Genomic DNA, 19,267 nt, shown 5'->3' on the forward strand with positions numbered 1-19,267 from the left:
AAATAGTTAAGAACAAAGTGCTTTAGCGGCTCAATATCTGGCAATAGCGCATAAAAAAACCACCCATATACAAGGTGGTTTTTAACTTGCTTTAAAGACCTTTATTTAAGTGCATAAGTTTGTCCTACAGGCATTTTAAATATGCGGGAAGTGTGAAACGCTGTAAACTTATCATATTCCTCCTTGTGTGTTTGTACCCATTTTTCGAAACCAGTCTGGTTGTCTACAGGGCCAAACATCCATTGATTATAAGCGTCAAACAGTCCGTCCTTCATCAGCTGCTGATGGTAATCAAATAAACGGAAAGGGAAATTTTTAGCATACGACGCATTCCAGTCTAAAATAAAACGGGTGCGGATCATTGCCAGGCTTTCAGGCGTAATGCCCTGTGCAGATATGCCCGATTGCTTAGCAAAAGTTTCCATTACAGCTCTCGCAAACGCGTTTTTCTGGTTGGCTGCATCGGCTTTCAGGTTATTAGAGATGAACAGCTTTTGCTTATAAGCGTCCAAAACCATTTTCTTGATACTGTTGGACTTTGGATTTAAGCTTTCCATATTAGCGTAAATCTCACCATAAATAATGGCCCATATCTTATCGTCCTGCTGCTTGTAGTAGTACACTGCAGCATTATAGTAATTGCCTCCGTAAGATGGCGCTGCCTGTATTCCCTTTTGCCATTGATCTATAGCGCCCAGAGGGTTTTTCATTACCTCCATTAACTCGCCATAATCGTTGTGTAACGGACCGTTGTTAGGGAAATCTTTCAATCCTTCCTTGTACATTCTTTCAGCCTCCTTGTAATTTTCCTGGGCTTTGTAAACATTACCGGCTAGTTGGTAAGCCGATGGGTCACAATCGGGGCTGGCAATTACCGGCTTAATAGTTTCCAGGGCCTTGTTGTAATCCTTTTTATAGTAGTAGGCCAAAGCCAGATCTTTCTGGAGGTCAACATCATTTTTATTATTCTCGCTTGCTTTTGTTAACACCAGCACAGCATTGTCGAGATCGCCGGACTGCATAAAGTTGCGGGCGCGCTGGCGCTCAGACGAAATTGTGTTTTGTGCAGTTAATGTTACACAAGCAGATATAAATAAGCTTGTTACAAATAATTTTTTCATTCAATACAAATTTTGATACCAAAAAAGGCAAAAAGTAAGCCGGAAATAACGGCCATGCCTATTGCAGATGCAAAAGTAGGCGAAAGGGTGGCAGCTCAGGAAAATTTTCTTTAAACGGGCTTTTTGGGGCGATTATTGAATATACATAATCCACTGAATGTTAAAACATTTTGAAAGCGAATACTTTTTATAGGCAGAAAGTTACATTTGTAAGTATTAAAAAAGAATAGATGAAGATTGCATTAGCGCAACAGAATTATCATATAGGAAATTTTGAATCCAACGCCAATAAAATTATAGAAGCCATTAAAATGGCTAAAGAGGAGAGGGCTGAACTGATCGTATTTTCAGAGTTATGCATTTGTGGTTATCCTCCCCGGGATTTTTTAGAATTTAATGATTTTATCAATCAGTGTTATGCAACTATCGACAAGATCAAAGAACATGCTGATACGATAGGGGTGCTGGTTGGTGCTCCTGCCAGAAATCTCGATCCGAAGGGAAAAGATCTTTTCAATGCGGCATTTTTGCTTTACAATAAGCAGGTTCAGGGCACGGTCCATAAAACGCTCTTGCCTACTTATGATGTGTTTGATGAAGGACGCTATTTTGAGCCGGCCTACAATTGGAACGTGCTGGAGTTTAAAGGCAAAAAACTGGCGGTAACCATCTGCGAGGACATATGGAATATGGGCACCAATCCGCTGTACCGTACCACGCCCATGGAAGAGCTGATACCATTTGCACCTGATGTAATGATCAATCTTTCGGCTTCTCCATACAATTATGCACAGGATATTGTACGAAACAGCATAGTAAAAGCACACGCCATAAAATACAAATTGCCCATGCTTTATTGCAATACGGTAGGCTCTCAAACGGAAATAGTTTTTGACGGCGGTAGCCTGGTATATGATGATGCAGGTAATAAGGCTGGTGAGTTGAAATATTTTGAGGAAGATTTCCGGGTATTTGATCTGGAAGACCTGGTGAATCAAAAAGCAGCCGGGGAGCAGGATGTAAGGGTTTATTACGCTGCTTCAGAAGTAGGTGTAGGTAAAAATGTGTTAGAGTACCTGGCTGACGGTAAAAGTATCGAAGAAATATATGCTGCCCTGGTATTGGGTATAAAGGACTACTTTTCGAAAATGGGTTTTACAAAAGCTATTATTGGCTCTAGTGGTGGTATTGATAGTGCCGTAACTATTGCGCTTGCCGTTGAGGCTTTGGGGAAAGATAATGTAAGGGCTGTTTTAATGCCTTCGCAATATTCCACGGGCCACTCTGTAAGCGACGCCGAAGAGCTGAGCAGGAACCTGGAGAATCCTTACAATATTATTCCTATCAAAAATATTTACGATGCTTTTCTAACGGAGCTCCAGCCCTTGTTTAAAGATCTGCCATTCAGTGTAGCGGAAGAAAATATTCAGAGCCGTACAAGAGGGAATTTATTGATGGCTATCGCCAATAAATTAGGATATATCTTATTGAATACTTCCAATAAGAGTGAGCTGGCAACGGGCTATGGAACCTTATATGGAGATATGGCCGGTGGCCTGGGGGTACTGGGCGATGTGTATAAAACACAGGTATATGCCCTGGCACGTTATATCAATAAGGATAAAGAGATTATCCCCGAACACATTTTAACCAAAGCTCCATCAGCCGAGCTAAGACCCGATCAAAAAGATAGCGACAGTTTACCTGAATATGACGAGCTCGACACCATTCTTTTTAAATATATAGAGGAACGGCAGGGACCAAAAGAATTGATCGCACAGGGTTTTAGCGAAGCGCTCGTTACAAGGATTTTAAGGATGGTGAATATGAATGAGTATAAACGAAACCAGTTTTGTCCCATTATACGTGTAAGTTACAAAGCATTTGGTGTAGGCAGGCGTATTCCCATTGTGGCAAAATATTTGAGTTAAGGACGGCAGTTGGTTTCATTTTTAAGCCCACATTACAACAACCGGTTTTTATAAAGTGATCACAAGCCGATCTAATTCATTAATAATGATGATCAATTGATTCAGATATGTTGAAAACAGCAGAAGATATTAAAATACTAAGCGGTAAAATAGCTGAAGCAAGCAGTTTTGTAGACCGTTTAAAGGAAGAGGTAAGTCATATTATTGTTGGGCAGGCGCACATGCTTGACCGGCTATTGATAGGGCTGTTAAGTAACGGACATGTGTTGTTAGAAGGAGTGCCAGGTTTGGCCAAGACGCTTACTATTAAATCGCTGGCAACGGCGATACAGGCTAACTTCAGCAGGATTCAGTTTACACCCGACCTGTTACCTGCTGACGTAATAGGCACACTCATCTACAATCAGCAGCAGAATGATTTTGTGGTTCGCAAGGGCCCCATTTTCGCCAACTTTATTTTGGCGGATGAAATTAACCGTGCACCGGCAAAAGTACAATCTGCGCTTTTAGAAGCCATGCAGGAAAGGCAGGTGACTATTGGAGATAAAACGTATAGGCTGGAAGAGCCTTTCTTGGTGCTCGCCACGCAAAACCCGTTGGAGCAGGAGGGCACTTATGCGCTGCCCGAGGCGCAGGTGGACAGGTTTATCATGAAGGTTATTGTGCGGTATCCTGAAATGCAGGAAGAGCAGCTGATTCTACGGTCTAATGTCCAGTCGGTAAAAATGCCGGAAATCAAGCCCGTAGTCACTGTCAGCGATGTGTTACATGCGCGGGATTTGGTAAGAGATATTTACCTGGATGAGAAAGTAGAGCGATATATACTGGATATCGTTTTTGCTACCCGTTATCCCGGCCGCTACGAATTAAAAAAGCTGGAGCCGCTGATTGCTTACGGTGCTTCTCCGCGGGGTAGCATTAACCTGGCCCTGGCAGGAAAAGCGAGAGCCTTTTTAAATAAAAGGGCATTTGTAATGCCTGAAGATGTAAAGAGTATTGTACACGATGTATTGAGACATCGTATTGGCCTTACTTACGAAGTTGAAGCCGAAAATATCAATGTAGAAAATATAATCGACGAGATCCTAAGTAAAGTAAATGTGCCATAATTAGGTTGATAAGGTAACTGTCAGCTGTCATCCGTTAACTGTCATCTCAAAACATGCGCTCCACTGCCGAAATATTAAAAAAGTTCGTGAGCTTGAGATAAAAAGCAAGAAGCTGGCCCGGGACCTGTTCTCGGGGAGTATCATAGTGCTTTTAAGGGCAAGGGTATGTCTTTTAAGGAAGTACGTGAATATGCGGCCGGTGATGATATTCGTTTTATCGACTGGAATGTATCAGCCAGGTTTGGACATCCTTACAGTAAGATTTTTGAAGAAGAGCGGGAGCTGACTGTGATGTTGATTGTAGATATAAGTAACAGCTCTTTGTTTGGTACGCAGTACGGTTTTAAAAGAGATCTGGCCACAGAGATCGCTGCAGTGTTGGCTTTTTCAGCAGTCAGCAACGGAGATAAAGTAGGCGCTATATTTTACAGCGATAAGATGGAGATGTATGTGCCTCCTAAAAAAGGAAGACAACATGCTTTATTTATTGTTAGAGAAATATTGAGTCTCGAAGCCAAGGGGAAGAGTACGCGTTTAAATACAGCATTGAAGTATTTTACCAATGCGATAAAACAGTCTAGTATTGCCTTTATCCTGAGCGATTTTATCGATTCGAATTATGAGGATACTTTGCGGGTTGTGGGAAAAAGCATGACCTGATAGGTGTGAGGATCTACGACCAGATGGACCAAACCCTGCCCAATGCAGGACTCATGCAACTATTAGATGCGGAGACTGGCCAGACACAGTGGGTGGATACCGGTAACGCCTACGTTCGGAAAATATATGAAGAGCAATTTTTTAAAGCTACCGAGTATAGTGTAACTGTTTTTAAAAAGGCTGGAAGCGATTTGCTGCATATAAAAACGGGCGATGATTATGTGCGGGTTTTACAAAGATTTTTTAAAAGCAGGATTAAATAGTTGATTGTTTAGATGGTGAGTTTGAGCAGTAAAATAATAAATAGCCGCGGCGATCGGAAGCATACGCCATGGATCATCGTTGCTGCGATTATGTTTTTAATGGGGTGGTTTTCTGATGCCGTCAGTGCACAGCCTGTAGCCGTGCGCGCTTATACTGATAAAAGTAAAGTGCTGCTGGGAGAACCTTTCTGGTTGACGCTCGAAGTAAAAACATTGAACGGGGTAAAAGCGCCCACATTCAAAGTTGATAGTATTGCTCACTTCGAGTTTTTGGTGAGAGATAGCTCCCATATATTACAACAGGGAGATACAACTTTGTACCAGCAATACTTTCAGTTAACCAGTTTCGACTCGGGGCGCTGGGTTATTCCTCAGTTTACGCTACGGGCTTTTGTGAAAACGAATAGCCTGCTGATGGATGTGGTTTTCACTGATGATTTTGATCCTCAAAAACCTTATAATGACGTTCAGGCGATAAAAGATGTACCTTTTAAAATGGATGCAGAGTTGGAACGCTGGTGGTACCTGGGAGCGGCGCTATTGATTTTGCTGGCACTGCTCGTTTACTGGATTACGCAGCCGCGACAATCAAAGCCGGTAGTCAGTTCTGTTTCATCTGTAACAGCCTATACAAAGGCTATACAAAACCTGGGTAATCTGAAAGCGGAGAAGCCGATGAGAAGCGTTTTTATGCCCAGCTGGTGGAAATTTTCAGAACCTATATTTTAGAAAGGACGGGTATTAGTTCTTTGCAGCAGACCTCCAATGACCTGGTGGAGAAAATAAAACCTTTGATGGCGGACGAGGCGAAATATGATAGTTTATTGCAGGTATTGCATTTATGCGATTTCGTGAAATTTGCAAAATATCATCCTGATGATAGTGAGGCTGCATCTGCATTCGAAGTAATTGAGGGATCAATAAACTATATAGAATCTGAATTGAAGAAACCTGTTAACAAGTCTTAATAAAAAATAAACAAGGCGACTGGCTCATGTTTTTATGATTTATGATTGGTTAAGAAATATCACGTTTATATGGCCTGAGAATTTTATTCTTCTTGGGATCATTCCTTTTTTAATATGGCGATATATTAAAAATGAGAAAACGGATAGGGGTTCCTTCACTGCCTCTGCTATTAGCGGAAGTACACCCGCCACATTTAAAACCCGTTTCAGGCATACACCTTTTATTTTGCGCATATTAGCGCTAACCTGCCTTATAATGGCTTTGGCAAGGCCACAGCACCAAACTCAAAAAAGCCGATCAGAAGGAGAGGGGATAGATATTGTTTTATGTATGGATGTAAGTGGTAGTATGGGCACCACGGATGTTCAGCCATCGCGCTTCCAGGTGGCTAAGGAAGTGGCTATTGAGTTTGTAAAAAACAGGCCGGTAGATAGAATGGGGCTGGTGATTTTTGCCGGTGAAAGCTTTACCAAGTGCCCTATTACTCCCGATAAAAATACGGTGCTCAACCAGTTGCAGACCTTGAAGATAATGGATGGCGGATACCTGGAAATTGGCACTTTGATCGGCGAAGGGTTGGCGATGTCAGTTAATCGAATTAGCAAAGGTACCAGTAAAAGCAGGGTGGTTATTTTATTGACAGACGGAAAGGAAGATGCGCCTCCAACACGTATTGTAGATCCTGAAACGGCAATGGAAATTGCCAAAGCAAATCATGTTAAAGTGTACTGTGTCGGATTAGGCTCTGCTACCAGTACCTCAGAACAGATGGTTAAGGATGTTGCCGGAAATATCGTTCGTAACTATATAGATGAAGGTCTTTTAACCAGGATCGCAACAAGCACGGGGGCAAATATTACCGGGCTACAGATAAGGCTTCATTACAAGCCATATATGGGCAAATAGATCAGCTCGAAAAATCAAAAGTAGAAATTATCCGTTATAAAGATGTGCAGGAAATGTTTGTACCTCTTGTGTTGGCTGCCCTTGCATTTATGATGTTAGAGGTACTTCTTAAGTATACCCTGTTTAAGAAATTTCCCTGATCAGTTAAGCAGCTTTTTGATCTTAATAGCTAAGCTGGCATCGACATTAGGTTTTAGTGGAATGCTCAAATAAAAGCCTGCAAAGGGTTTGCTTGGTTCCGTTACCTCGTCCTTCGGTGATTTTTTCCTTTTTAACCGATTCTTTTTCAGGAAGCTTAACAAAAAGAATACACCCTTTTAACGATAAGGAAATACGGATGCAATAATTTTCGGTATGGAAATTTATATTTATTGAATATTCATTTAAAAAATGAATGGACAAGTTATTAGTTTATTAAAGATTAAAATAAGATGAGAAAAAAATTTTTGTTATTAGTTTCATCTTTGTATATTCGATTTGTTAAAGTGATTTAACGTTGTGCTTAGCTTGAGTGTATTTAAACCAAAAAGTTTTTAATTTTTTTAAACCAGACAAAATCTGAACAAACAACAGGTGTTCTCTAAACGCCATTGATTTCCCCTTTTTGATATTGCGTAACGATTGCAGGGACTCATTGGATTTTTTTGCTAAAACGTTTTTGTATATGGCTGTGTATTTTCCGGCCCGGGTCTTCTTTGCCCTTTAAGAACCCCGGATAGGGATTGAACTGCTTATAAATATTTTGAGTTTTATTTATTCAAACCTTTAACTATTATTAATTATGAGGCTTATTTGGCTACTTCCATTTATGCTTTTTTGTGTCGCCGCACAGGCACAAACCAAAACAGTTTCCGGTATTGTAAAAAATGCGGAAGATGGAGCGGTGCTCTCCGGTGTTACAGTTAGCGTACTTAACAAACAACAACTTACGACTACAAACCCTAATGGTGAGTTTCAGATCGAAGCATCCGTTGGAGACACACTCTTATTCTCTTTTATAGGAAAAATGGATTTTAAGGAAGCGGTTGGAGATAAGAGCGTGATACAGGTGCTGATGCAGGGTGCCAAAAACGATATGGATGAAGTAACCGTAGTGGCTTTTGGTAAGCAAAAGAAAGCCAGTATTGTGGGCTCCATCACTACTGTGAATGCGAAAGACCTTCGTGTTCCGGCATCCAACCTTACCAGCTCCTTTGCAGGCCGTATACCAGGCGTTATATCCTATCAACTATCTGGTGAGCCGGGAGCTGATAATGCGCAATTTTTTGTAAGGGGGTGACGACTTTCGGTTACCAGGCTGCACCGTTGATTTTAATTGATGGATTTGAATCCAGTACAGAGAATCTTGCCCGCCTCCAGCCTGATGACATCGAGTCTTTCTCGATCATGAAAGATGCCCTGGCCACCGGCATGTACGGTGCGCGCGGTGCCAATGGTATTGTTATGATTACTACAAAAGGTGGAAAGGAAGGCCCTGTAGGTTTTAACGCCAGGGTGGATGTGAACGTAACGAGTCCCGTTAGTACGGTAAAAATGCTGGACGGGGTAACCTATATGAAGCTTTACAATGAAGCGCGCATAACGAGAGACCCTATTCTAGGTCCTTTTATTCCCAGCAAAAAATACAGTCCACTATAGACAATGAAAACCCAATGATCTACCCCAATATTGATTGGTACAATACCATGTTTAACCGTTCGGTTACCAATATGAAAGCCAATGCAAACGTGTCAGGCGGTGGGCAGGTTGCCACTTACTATGTATCAATGGGTATGGATAAGGAATCGGGTTTGCTGAAGACAGATCAGACTAAGAACTACAGTAACAATATTAATATTGAACGCTATTTTATCCGCTCCAATGTGATCTTTAAATTAACTCCTACTACTAAACTGGATACGCGTATACAGGGCCGTTTTATGGGGTATAATGGTCCCGCTGTTCCGGCTGCAACGCTTTTCCGTATGGTGATGAACACCAACCCGGTAGACTTCCCGGCAATATATGAGCCAGATTCTGCGAACACGTTCACCCAACATACACTGTTTGGAAACAGCTTTGTGGGAGGCGCGGTTAAAATAAATCCCTACGCAGAAATGGTACGTGGTTATGAAGATCGGAATGAAACAGATATCACCGCACAGGCTATTTTGCAACAGGACCTGGGAATGGTGTTAAAAGGTTTAAAAGCGCAGGTTCGGGTTTCTGCCAATACTTTTGGAGCCTATTCAGGATTACGTCTGTACAGCCCTTATTACTACGACCTGGAATCTTATGATCCCATCAGCGGCAATTATAAGTTGTTTCCTCTGAACCCCACTACCGGGCAGCCATACCTAGGTAATATCATCCCTGGAAGAAACTCAAGTGGTCGTTATTATTACGAGGCTATTGTTAACTGGGAACGCACTTTTGATAAACATTCGGTAGCTCTTACAACCGTAGGAACTATGGAAAAAAACCTGCTTACATCTGGATCCAGCACTTCTATCTTTGAAGCATTGCCTGAGAAAAATGTAAGAAACTCCGGGCGTGCCAACTATACCTATGATCGTCGCTATTTGCTGGAGTTTGGGTATTCTTATATGGGGTCTGAAAAATTCACCGGTAGTCAACGTTGGGGTTTCTTCCCCACCGTGGGAGCAGGCTGGTCTGTTTCTAATGAGTCCTTTTGGGAGCCGTTGAAAGATGCGATCAGTACATTTAAACTGAGAGGTTCCTGGGGATTGGTAGGAAATGATGCTATTGCTGGCCGGGCCGACCGTTTTTATTTCCTGTCTGATGTTTCGCTTCCCGGGGAGCATCTTCCATCAATTCTGGTTACAGGTGGGGTACTTCCTTTATGAATTCTTATGCAGGGTACGTTATTAACCGTTATGCAAACCCTGATATTACATGGGAGCAGTCCGAAAAAATAAACTTGGGCCTTGACGTGAATTTTATGCGTGAGTCTTTAAAGTTTATTCTGGACTTTTATCAGGATAGACGGAGTCGGATATATATGAGGCGGGAGAACTTTCCTGCTACAGCCGGGCTTGAAGCTCCGATCAGTGGTAACGTAGGAGAAGTGCTTTCCAGAGGTTTTGAAAGTTCATTGGATTATACCAAAACCTTTGGCGATCTGTGGCTTTCGGCAAGGGCCAATTTTACCTATGCCACTAATAAATTTGTGAAGTTGGATGAAAGAAATTTCCCTGATCAATATCTTAAAAGGCTTGGTTCGAATATCAACCAGCAATGGGGATTGATTGCAGAACGACTTTTTGTAGATGAACAGGAAATACGGAACTCTCCAAAACAGGATTTTGGCGGTTATCTGGCTGGTGATATTAAATACAAAGACGTGAATGGAGATGGCATTGTTAATTCTAATGATAGGGTGCCATTAGGGTTTCCGCAGGTGCCCGAAATTCAATATGGTTTTGGTATTTCGTCGGCTTATAAAATGTTCGACTTCGCTTTCTTCTTTAACGGAAGTGCCAGGGTTTCATTCTTTATCGATGCCACTGCAACCAGTAATAACGATAGGGCTGGTATTGCTCCATTTGCCAACAGGAGAAATGCGCTGCAAATTATAGGTGATGATTACTGGAGCGAGACCAATCCTAATGTACATGCTTTCTGGCCCAGGCTATCTACTTTCCCGGTTGAGAACAATATTCAACAGTCATCATGGTGGCTGCGCGATGGGTCGTTTCTGAGATTAAAGTCTGTAGAGTTAGGTTACAGCTTAAGAAAGCTAAAACGCCTTGGAGTTAAAGAAGGTAGCCGCTTTTATTTGAGCACAGAAAACCCGCTGGTTTTTTCCTCGTTTAAACTCTGGGATCCTGAAATGAGAGACAGGGGATTGGGCTATCCAACCAACAGAAGATTTAACGCCGGTATTCAATTGACATTTTAAAAAAAACAGCACATGAAACTTTTTAATACAACTGTTTTAGCTATTATACTAATTGCTGCTATTTCCTGTAAAAAGTATCTGGATGTAGTGCCGGATAACACGCTAAAGGTGGAAGACATATATGATACCAAAACAGACGCATGGAATGCGCTTGCGAGAGTTTATAACTTCATCCCAAGGGATGATGATACCCATTTAAGTACATGGACGTTGGGTGACGAGTGGCTGGGCCGTCTTGATCTTAACGACAATACCGGTAATTTACGCGCTATGCGCATTATGCGCGGGTTACAGTCTCAAACAGCTCCACAGTTGGGTTTTTGGTCAGGAACAGAAGGTGGAAAGCCCTTGTACAGGGGTATACGCCAGGTGGATGTATTTCTTGCCAATATTGACAAAGTACGTGATATGCAGGAGGCCGAAATAAAAGAATGGAAGGCACAGGTAAAAATGTTGAAAGCTTACTACATGTTTTTATTGGTAAAGCATTACGGGCCGATTGTTATTCCCGATAAAATGGCACAGCCTGAGTCGCAGCCGGATGAACTGTTTCTCCCCGAAGGAAAGTGGAAGAATGCTTTCAGTACATTCTGGGTCTAATCAATGAAGCTATACCTGATCTGGTAGAGCGCACAGACGCTAATAATGCCGGCCAGATAGATCAAATGGCAGCCAAAGCTATAAAAGCTAAAGTACTCTTCTTCAGAGCCAGCCCTTTCTTTAACGGTAACAGGGAATATTTTGGAGATTTCATGGATACAGATGGCAAGCCATTTTTTGACGTAGAATATAAGCAGGAAAAATGGAAAGAAGCATTAGATGCTGTTAACGATGCCATCACTACTGCCGAAGCCAACGGTAAGCGCTTATACCAATATACAAGGGAACCTTATGCTTATGATCGCGATGCATTTACCCGTAATGGCGATAATATGAAAACCTTATATAACCTCAGGATGCTGGTAGTTGATCCATGGAATGAGGAGCTGGTATGGGGATACTCTAATCTTAATTATTATGACCAGGGTGAATTCGCTCATTCGTCCAATATCAGACTTCCGGCAGGTTATGAGGGAGTTGTAAACACCGCTGCATTTTCATGGCAGTGGATGGGCGCTTCTTATCAAATGGCCGAGCGTTATTACACTAAAAACGGGTTGCCTATTGAGGAAGATCAGACTTTCGATAAAAGCACTATGCATGAAATTATAACTACACCGGGAGCCGCTGCACCTGAGTACACGCCTTTGCTGGGAATTATGCAGCCTGGTGCACAAACCATTCGGTTGTATACCAACCGGGAGCCCCGCTTTTATGCTAATCTGGGTATAACCGCTGGTTACTGGAGGGCTCATATCGTGCGTGTTAATACCATGATGTTCTCTGGTACCGATGGTGGTTTTAACTCATCTGTAAATAACACCGATTATATTGCTACAGGTATAGGTGTTCAGAAATTTGTGCATCCAGAAAGTCAATCGGGGGCCTGGCAGCGGACAATAAAATTTCCTTATCCACTGGTGCGTATGGCCGACCTGTACCTGATGAAGGCGGAGGCTTTGAACGAGTCTTCCGGTCCAAGCGGACAAGTGTATGAGGAGATCAATAAGGTAAGACGTCGTGCTGGCGTGCCCGAAGTTCAAGTGGTTTGGGCTGATCCCAGCTTATGCAGGAGCCCCGGTAAGCATCTCAGCAAAGAAGGATTACGCGACATCATCTTGCAGGAACGATCGATAGAGTTTGCTTTTGAAGGACAATACTTTTGGGATATGCTCCGCCATAAAAGAGCTGTTACGGCGTTTTCTTTGCCCATCAAGGGATGGACACATACCGGTACGACAGCGGCTACTTTTTTCGTACTCCAGGATAAACAGCCAAGAAGGTTTACCATCACAGACTGCCTCTGGCCGATAGATTTGAATGAAATGAACACTAACGGAAAATTAATTCAGAATCCCGGCTGGTAAAGCCACCGGTTTTGTTGATGCATAAATAATAAATCGATATGAGAAATAAACTGATTATAGCAACGGCGCTCGTTGTGTTGGCTTTTTTGTAAGGTGTGGTAAAGCAGACCGGTTTGAGAACGCAAATGGAGATAGCACACCTCCCGGAAAAGTAACGTTGAAGCAATATAAACCACTGTTTGGAGGAGCGAGATTTTTTATACTATACCCAAGGATGAAGACCTCCTTGGCGTAGAGGCAGTGTATACCAATAAAAATAATCAATCCTTTACATTTATGTCCTCGTATTTCATCGACTCCCTGGATGTGTACGGCTTTGGAAGCATGGACGAATACACCGTGCAGCTATATGCAGTGGATAGGTCGGGTAATAGAAGTGATGCGCTTGATGTAAAAGTTACGCCGATGGAGCCGGCCTATACCCGGGTAGCTAAAACCATCCAGGCAAAAGCAGGATTTAGTTCTTTCTTTCTTGATTGGCAAAATGAATTAAAACAGAACATAAATGTTTATGTAGAGTACGAGTTCAACCAGGGAGGCGGCGCGAGAAAACTCACCAGCGTATTTTCATCTAATCTACCTGCAGACCGGCGTTTCATTAATAACCTGGTTCTTCCATCAAATGAAAAGGTGAAGGTGAAAGTGAAAGTAGAGGACACTTACGGTAATGCGACTGAATTTGTTGACAAAGGAGAGTTCGGTTTACTGGAAGATATCAAAATCCCCAAGCAGGGGTGGACTATACCCAATCCTAATGATTCGGTTGGCGGAGTGCCTATGATGTTCGGGAATGGCCTTGAAGGAAGATCGCTGAAGGTAATCGACGATATCATAGATAGGGGAGATAACCTGAACTTCCTGCATACACAGAGCCGGGGTAAAACAGGTCGTTCCGCGGATGGTAATATGCCATGGAATTTTATTATTGACCTGGGAGGTTATTATGAGATTAGCCGTATCATAACAACGCAGCGACATTCGGGTGGATTAGCTAATGTTACACGCGGACAATACTACCGTACAGAGAGAATGGGATGTATAATGTATATATATGGGATGAACCCACTCAAAAATGGGAGCAGGTGTTTAAAGACTATAAAATCCCGGTTCCGGTTGGATTAACAGAACTTGAGTTTGTGAAGTTTGGAGAAGCGGGCGATATGGCTTACATGTATCCTGATAATCCCCGTTACACTAAAGCTACCCGCAAGTTCCGTTTTGAAGCTGTTAAAGGTTTTTCAGGAAATTATACCCTCGACGATGCTAACTGTCTTTCGGAAATAACACTCTACGGCAAAAAAGCTCAATAAGAACCCTTTCAAACATCAATATTATGAATAGCAAGATATATTTAACCCTGCTGATTGTTCTTACGGTAGTAATGTCATGCAGCAAAATGTATGATAATATAGAGAAGTATGCCGGCGAAGTGGTGTACCCTGGAAAATATGATACAATTATTGGCAGGATCGGGTATGAACGTGTAGAAATAGATTTGATAAAAGCGGGTAGGATACCAGCCAGTCAGGTTAAGCTTGGTAAAGCAGTAAAAACAATAGTAGAATATGATGACAAAAAAATTGTTTTAGATACGCTGGCTTCCTGGCTCAATATAAAAGATCTTAAAGTTTCAAAACTATATCGCTTCAGGGTATATACGCAAGATGATGAGGGTAACGTATCGGTACCGCAACAGATCGCACTAATACCTTATACACAAACTGATCTGTCCAATTTGGTGATCACTTCTCCGCAGGCGCTTACAGCCCCATCTGCCGCTATATTTACCTGGCCTGGCAATCTTAGCACAGCGCTGCTTAATTATTATGGCCTTAAATATTCGTACAAAGATAAAGGGGAGTTACCAGGGAGGGTGAACGTGCCCAGAATCCCAGAGTGTTAATGGCCAATTTGAATGCAGGGGCCGCATCTACCATTGACTTTAGTTACAAGGTCATTCCAAGGGTGAATGGCGTTCCTATATTGGATACGGTGTGGACAACGCGTACCATACAGGTTAACACGCCGGTAGGCTCTGCTTCGTTTACACCAACTGAATTGGGACTGTTGACAGCTAACGGCATATCTTCTTTTGTTTTTGATGCTGCAGCCAGTGTTCAAAAACTAACCTTCCCAATACATACAGTAACTCTGCAGGATCTTTTCTATTTTCCCGGACTTAAAGAAATTGATTTAACCGGAGGCTCCATTTTTCAAATGACTAGCAATACCTACAATAGAAACGGCGTATTGGATACAATAGGTAGAGGTCCATTTATGCCCTTTACCCGCCGTGCAGGAGATATGCCGGCAGCCAGTACCCAGTACCTGTTGGATTTATTAGATTTAGGTACACTTACTAAAGTTAAATATAGGGCAAACTCAATGGGGATAGACAATCAGCTGGCGCCTTATGTGGCCAGAGGTTTGGTTGAAGTAGTAGGGCAGCCTGATGAGGCCTTGATTCCTCTACAGCCTTTTTTATTGGATGGTGTAGTTCAGGATGCCAACTGGAAATTAGATGTAGAAGCACCTGCGGCCAGTTACCCCGCGGGCACGGGTTTGCAAAATGTAGTTAAGGCAACCTTGAGGGCTAAAAACGGGACATTGGTTTTGCAAATTCCAAAAGAGTATGAATTTGAAATGGCCAACTATAGGAGTTTGAAGTTTAAAGTTTATGGTCCGCCAAAGTCTGCAATCTCTGGCATTTATGCTCCGTATAACAGGTTGTGGATGAGAATTATGAACTACTCATTTGCATTCACTACCGAAAGCGCTTTTGGTCAACAATTATGGGAGTATGGAAAAGATGCTTTTACTATTAGTGATGCTAACCTGCAAACATGGACAGATATAACTGTAGACCTTTCACAAAGCGTAGGTAAACATAATCGGGTTATTGCTATCAATATTGGAGGTGAGCCTTCCCTCACATGGGCTCCCACACAGGATATCGTTTACTACTTTTCGAATTTCAGGTTTTCAAAATAACTTCAGTCCTCTAATAAATACAAAGAGCCCGTGATTTTTCAATCACGGGCTCTTTTAATGGATCAATCTTTTATTAGAATTTACGGTACTGTCCTTCCAGAAATTTATTCGCTTCGGTTTCTTTGAACCGCGCATTCTTTCCGTCCCAGTTCAAAGTTTTATTGGGGAATTGAGCGGCTATAACGCCCAATAATATAACTTCTGTTAGCTTGGCTGAGTAGGAGAAGGGGGCACTACATTTGGCCTTACCCAGGCAGGCATCTACAAACTCATGATAATGTTTTTGCCCCTCAACGTCATAACTTACTGTGGGTTTACCTGCTTCGCCTTTAGTGTCGTACTTTTTGATATCAATGGTTTGGTAAGCATCATTGATAATTAGTTTGGGCAGTTGCATAAAGTGCGGTAATAAAAGGCGCTGCCCGTTTTCACTAATAAACATAGCGCCCTGATCGGGTAATGTTTCACCGTTAGGAAGTTTTAACTCATCCTGTAATTCCGGTGCGCTTTTACCATCATACCAAACCCACTCAAGTGTTTTAGCCGTATAAGGTGTACCGGGGAAAACATATACTACGTGGTTTTTCTCAGGATGACCGAAACCATTAGGCGCACGACATTCGTTTTTCACCGTTAAAGGAACACCCAGCTTTAAAGCGTTATAAGGTGTGTCAAAAATATGAACGCCCATGTCGCCCAAGGTTCCGCAGCCATAGTCAAGGTATTTACGCCAGTTTCCCGGGTGATAAAATCCTTTTTTATAAGGTCTTTCCTTTGCGGTGCCCAGCCACAGGTTCCAGTCCAATCCATCGGGTACCGGATCGCTTCCCTCCGGCTCAGGTCCGTCGTATCCCCAAACTTTTGGCGACCAGGCAATTACTTTTTTAACTTTCCCGATAATACCTTTCTGAATAAGTATGCTGGCTAATTTATAATCGTAAAAAGAATGTACCTGGATACCCATTTGTGTAACAAGTTTTTTCTGGGCTGCTACCTTTTCCATTTTGCGCGACTCAGAAATATAGTGGGTAAGCGGTTTCTGGCAATAAACGTTCTTGTTCATTTCCATAGCCATAAGGGCGACTGGGGCGTGAGCATGGTCGGGCGTTGATACTACAACGGCGTCTATCTCTCCGCCAATGCTTTTAAGCATCTCTCTGTAATCTGTAAATATCTTTGCACCTGCGTAGGTACCCTTTACTGCATTGATCTTGTTCATATCCACGTCGCAGAGTGCTACTACTTCTACCGCAGGGTGCGAAGCAATATCTTTTAAATCGGCTGTGCCCATCATTCCCAACCCAACCTGGGCAATTCTTAATTTCTTGGTTCCCGAAGCAATGGAAGATAATGGTAGCAGAAATGCTAAACTACCGGCCGCAGTAGTTTTTATAAATTCTATTCTTTTCATCAGTTTTTGTTTTTAATAATGGCTTTTCGTTGATGATATTTATTTAAGAGGGTTTACTTTTATATTTCTGAACCATAAGGAGCTGCCATGGTACTGCAGACCGATATAGCCGGTTTTAAACTTACCGTAGTCGGGGCTTTTAGCCCATTTGCCGGAGTTTTTCCGGGTCTTCCAGTCATCCGAATCAGGATTGAAGCTCACTATTTTAACACCATTCAACCAGTGTTCAATTTTGCCGGGGGCTACAACAATTTTGGTTGTGTTCCACTCACCTGCGGCGTGTAATACCTTTTTGCTTTCATCAGCCGGGTGCATGGCATAGTCGGCGCCTGTCTTTTGCCAATCCTGTAACTGTTCGGGATGTTTTGCACCGAACTGGGCGTTGTAGTCTTTTAAATTACTATGCATACTGGCATAATTCTCATCATCAATCAGCTGGTATTCAGGCGAGATATTGGATGGGCCACCGTATCCCTCCTTTACATGATAAAAGATGCCGCTGTTGCCTCCCTTACCGATTTTCCAGTCTATGGTCAATTCAAAATACTCAAACTCCCGTCCGGAAAAAATAATATCACGGCTGCCTTTATAAGAAACATCATTTACTTTTTCATTGATCTTATCGTTATCTACCCAAAGCATATTGTCGCTTAATATCCAACCGGGAGGAAGTGTTTTACCACCGTAGCCACGCCACTGGGAAGCATTTTCTTTATTGAGTAAATTGAGGGTTTTCTTCTTTTGGGCGAAAGTATCGAAAGCGCTTCCCATAAGAAGAATAAACATCCAGATTACCGGATTTGTTACTGTTTTGAACTTCATAATAAATGGCACTACATGTTAAAAGAAGGAATATTCAGATAGCCTGTTTATTCGCAACCTCCTAAAAATAGCGAACAATTTCCTTAGTCTGCTAATCACCGCGATATTTTCTTCTATTGTCTTTGGTAATACTTTTTCTTTTTTCGACTCGATCCTTCTTTCAATAGAAGCTTTTGACACTTTGGTAGCAATACGTGACTTCTTTTTAAGCAAAGCTTTGGCAATAGCTTCGTTTATTTTTCTTGTCGCATCCGTTTTGTTTTCCAGCTGGGTGCGATAGGTTTCTGACTTTACCCATAAATATCCTTCGTTATTGATACGATTCGCCAGCTTCTCATGTAACAGTTGCTTTTGAGCTGCTGATAATAGTGCGGAGTCATCGATATGAAAGCTGGCTAATACCGCTGTTTCTACTTTATTTACGTTTTGCCCTCCCTTGCCCCCACTACGGGTCGTTTTGAAAAGAATTTCTTTTGATACATCCATAATATTCAATTGTCAGGCTAAACCTACAAGAAATTTTTCAATCCTAAAACGAATGCAAACCAGGAATGAGAATCCCGGGAAGGTTTTCATCGTTTTGGGAAATCCTGCAACAGGGTTCCTGCAGCAATAATAAATTTTACAAGGGACATTAGATTGTATATTTTGCATACATGAAATGAGCCGTAAATGTCCTAGATATCCAGGACAATGATTATTTGGCGAATTCCCTGCCTGCCAACAGGCGGGCGTCTGACAAATAAACTATAAAAAATGAACAGATGAAAGTGGTGATTCAGAGAGTGCAAAGTGCATCGGTAACTATCGATAATACCGTTCAGGCTGCTATTAATAATGGCCTGATGATATTGCTGGGTATTGAAGACCAGGATAATGAGGAAGATGTTCAATGGCTGAGTCAAAAAATAACGCAGTTAAGGGTGTTTAATGATGCCGATGGTGTAATGAACTTATCAGTAAAAGAAGTAGCGGGCGATATATTATTAGTAAGCCAGTTTACCTTACATGCATCCACAAAAAAGGTAACCGGCCCTCCTACATTAAGGCCAGTAAACCGCCTGTGGCAGTACCGCTGTATGAACAGATGATTGCCCGGCTACAAAATGACCTGGGCAAAACCATACAAACAGGCGTATTTGGCGCCGATATGCAGGTACAGCTTATTAACGACGGCCCGGTGACTATTATTATCGATACAAAGAATAAAGAATAA

Annotated in this window: 18 protein-coding genes and 4 pseudogenes; 18 read left to right on the forward strand and 4 right to left on the reverse strand. The window is 42.2% G+C overall.

The window, feature by feature from the left end:
* Nucleotides 1–101 precede the first annotated feature (101 nt).
* A complete protein-coding gene (locus MKP07_RS14480; protein ID WP_240847827.1) occupies nt 102–1,121 on the reverse strand; it encodes a tetratricopeptide repeat protein in 1,020 nt (339 codons plus the stop codon).
* A 230-nt stretch (nt 1,122–1,351) separates the two neighbouring features.
* Between MKP07_RS14480 and MKP07_RS14485 the strand changes: the two genes are divergently transcribed.
* From MKP07_RS14485 to MKP07_RS14570, 17 genes and pseudogenes are all read left to right on the forward strand, one after another.
* Nucleotides 1,352–3,052 carry an NAD+ synthase gene (locus MKP07_RS14485; protein WP_240847828.1) on the forward strand — a complete coding sequence of 567 codons (1,701 nt, stop codon included), beginning with the start codon at nt 1,352–1,354 and terminating at the stop codon, nt 3,050–3,052.
* 107 nt (nt 3,053–3,159) lie between these two features.
* Nucleotides 3,160–4,161, forward strand: a complete 1,002-nt coding sequence (locus tag MKP07_RS14490; protein ID WP_240847829.1) for an AAA family ATPase — start codon at nt 3,160–3,162, stop codon at nt 4,159–4,161.
* A gap of 165 nt (nt 4,162–4,326) precedes the next feature.
* A pseudogene (locus MKP07_RS14495) lies at nt 4,327–5,084 on the forward strand (DUF58 domain-containing protein).
* Between the two features lie 21 nt (nt 5,085–5,105).
* Nucleotides 5,106–5,813, forward strand: a complete 708-nt coding sequence (locus MKP07_RS14505) for a hypothetical protein (RefSeq protein WP_240847832.1) — start codon at nt 5,106–5,108, stop codon at nt 5,811–5,813.
* On the forward strand, nt 5,786–6,052 hold the full coding sequence (locus MKP07_RS14510) for a DUF4348 domain-containing protein (protein ID WP_240847833.1): 267 nt from the start codon (nt 5,786–5,788) through the stop codon (nt 6,050–6,052). The genes MKP07_RS14505 and MKP07_RS14510 overlap by 28 nt, the downstream gene beginning before the upstream one ends.
* A gap of 34 nt (nt 6,053–6,086) precedes the next feature.
* Nucleotides 6,087–6,266 (forward strand): annotated as a pseudogene (locus MKP07_RS14515) (vWA domain-containing protein); the annotation flags it as partial.
* Between the two features lie 42 nt (nt 6,267–6,308).
* Complete coding sequence (locus tag MKP07_RS14520; protein WP_240850839.1) at nt 6,309–6,959, forward strand: VWA domain-containing protein; 651 nt, start codon at nt 6,309–6,311, stop codon at nt 6,957–6,959.
* Between the two features lie 808 nt (nt 6,960–7,767).
* Nucleotides 7,768–8,238 (forward strand): carboxypeptidase-like regulatory domain-containing protein, encoded by a 471-nt coding sequence (locus tag MKP07_RS14525; protein WP_240847834.1) that lies wholly within the window; start codon nt 7,768–7,770, stop codon nt 8,236–8,238.
* A complete protein-coding gene (locus tag MKP07_RS14530; protein WP_240847835.1) occupies nt 8,235–8,597 on the forward strand; it encodes a TonB-dependent receptor plug domain-containing protein in 363 nt (120 codons plus the stop codon). Before MKP07_RS14525 ends, MKP07_RS14530 begins: the two co-directional genes overlap by 4 nt.
* A 14-nt stretch (nt 8,598–8,611) precedes the next feature.
* Complete coding sequence (locus MKP07_RS14535; protein ID WP_240847836.1) at nt 8,612–9,805, forward strand: SusC/RagA family TonB-linked outer membrane protein; 1,194 nt, start codon at nt 8,612–8,614, stop codon at nt 9,803–9,805.
* A gap of 155 nt (nt 9,806–9,960) precedes the next feature.
* Entirely contained in the window at nt 9,961–10,860 is a 900-nt protein-coding gene (locus MKP07_RS14540; RefSeq protein ID WP_394803569.1) for a SusC/RagA family TonB-linked outer membrane protein, read from the forward strand.
* Between the two features lie 12 nt (nt 10,861–10,872).
* Nucleotides 10,873–11,460 (forward strand): RagB/SusD family nutrient uptake outer membrane protein, encoded by a 588-nt coding sequence (locus tag MKP07_RS14545; protein WP_240847838.1) that lies wholly within the window; start codon nt 10,873–10,875, stop codon nt 11,458–11,460.
* Nucleotides 11,427–12,827: a RagB/SusD family nutrient uptake outer membrane protein gene (locus MKP07_RS41180; protein WP_240847839.1), complete on the forward strand. Its 1,401-nt coding sequence runs from the start codon at nt 11,427–11,429 to the stop codon at nt 12,825–12,827. Before MKP07_RS14545 ends, MKP07_RS41180 begins: the two co-directional genes overlap by 34 nt.
* Before the next feature lie 240 nt (nt 12,828–13,067).
* On the forward strand, nt 13,068–13,949 hold the full coding sequence (locus MKP07_RS14555) for a DUF4959 domain-containing protein (protein WP_240847840.1): 882 nt from the start codon (nt 13,068–13,070) through the stop codon (nt 13,947–13,949).
* Nucleotides 13,910–14,137, forward strand: coding sequence for a hypothetical protein (locus MKP07_RS14560; RefSeq protein ID WP_240847841.1), 228 nt, complete (start codon nt 13,910–13,912; stop codon nt 14,135–14,137). Before MKP07_RS14555 ends, MKP07_RS14560 begins: the two co-directional genes overlap by 40 nt.
* 23 nt (nt 14,138–14,160) lie before the next feature.
* Nucleotides 14,161–14,730, forward strand: coding sequence for a DUF4998 domain-containing protein (locus tag MKP07_RS14565; protein ID WP_240847842.1), 570 nt, complete (start codon nt 14,161–14,163; stop codon nt 14,728–14,730).
* Entirely contained in the window at nt 14,730–15,818 is a 1,089-nt protein-coding gene (locus MKP07_RS14570) for a hypothetical protein (RefSeq protein ID WP_240847843.1), read from the forward strand. Before MKP07_RS14565 ends, MKP07_RS14570 begins: the two co-directional genes overlap by 1 nt.
* Before the next feature lie 73 nt (nt 15,819–15,891).
* On the opposite strand, the gene MKP07_RS14575 is transcribed toward MKP07_RS14570, so the two are convergent.
* From MKP07_RS14575 to arfB, 3 genes and pseudogenes are all read right to left on the reverse strand, one after another.
* Nucleotides 15,892–17,229, reverse strand: coding sequence for a Gfo/Idh/MocA family protein (locus MKP07_RS14575; RefSeq protein ID WP_240847844.1), 1,338 nt, complete (start codon nt 17,227–17,229; stop codon nt 15,892–15,894).
* A gap of 39 nt (nt 17,230–17,268) precedes the next feature.
* A complete protein-coding gene (locus tag MKP07_RS14580) occupies nt 17,269–18,015 on the reverse strand; it encodes a 3-keto-disaccharide hydrolase (protein WP_240847845.1) in 747 nt (248 codons plus the stop codon).
* Between the two features lie 54 nt (nt 18,016–18,069).
* Nucleotides 18,070–18,522: pseudogene (gene arfB, locus MKP07_RS14585) on the reverse strand (alternative ribosome rescue aminoacyl-tRNA hydrolase ArfB); the annotation flags it as partial.
* Between the two features lie 293 nt (nt 18,523–18,815).
* Here arfB and dtd point away from each other — a divergent pair.
* A pseudogene (gene dtd, locus MKP07_RS14590) lies at nt 18,816–19,267 on the forward strand (D-aminoacyl-tRNA deacylase).

The organism is Paraniabella hibiscisoli, assembly GCF_022512515.1.
Lineage (GTDB): Bacteria > Bacteroidota > Bacteroidia > Chitinophagales > Chitinophagaceae > Niabella > Niabella hibiscisoli.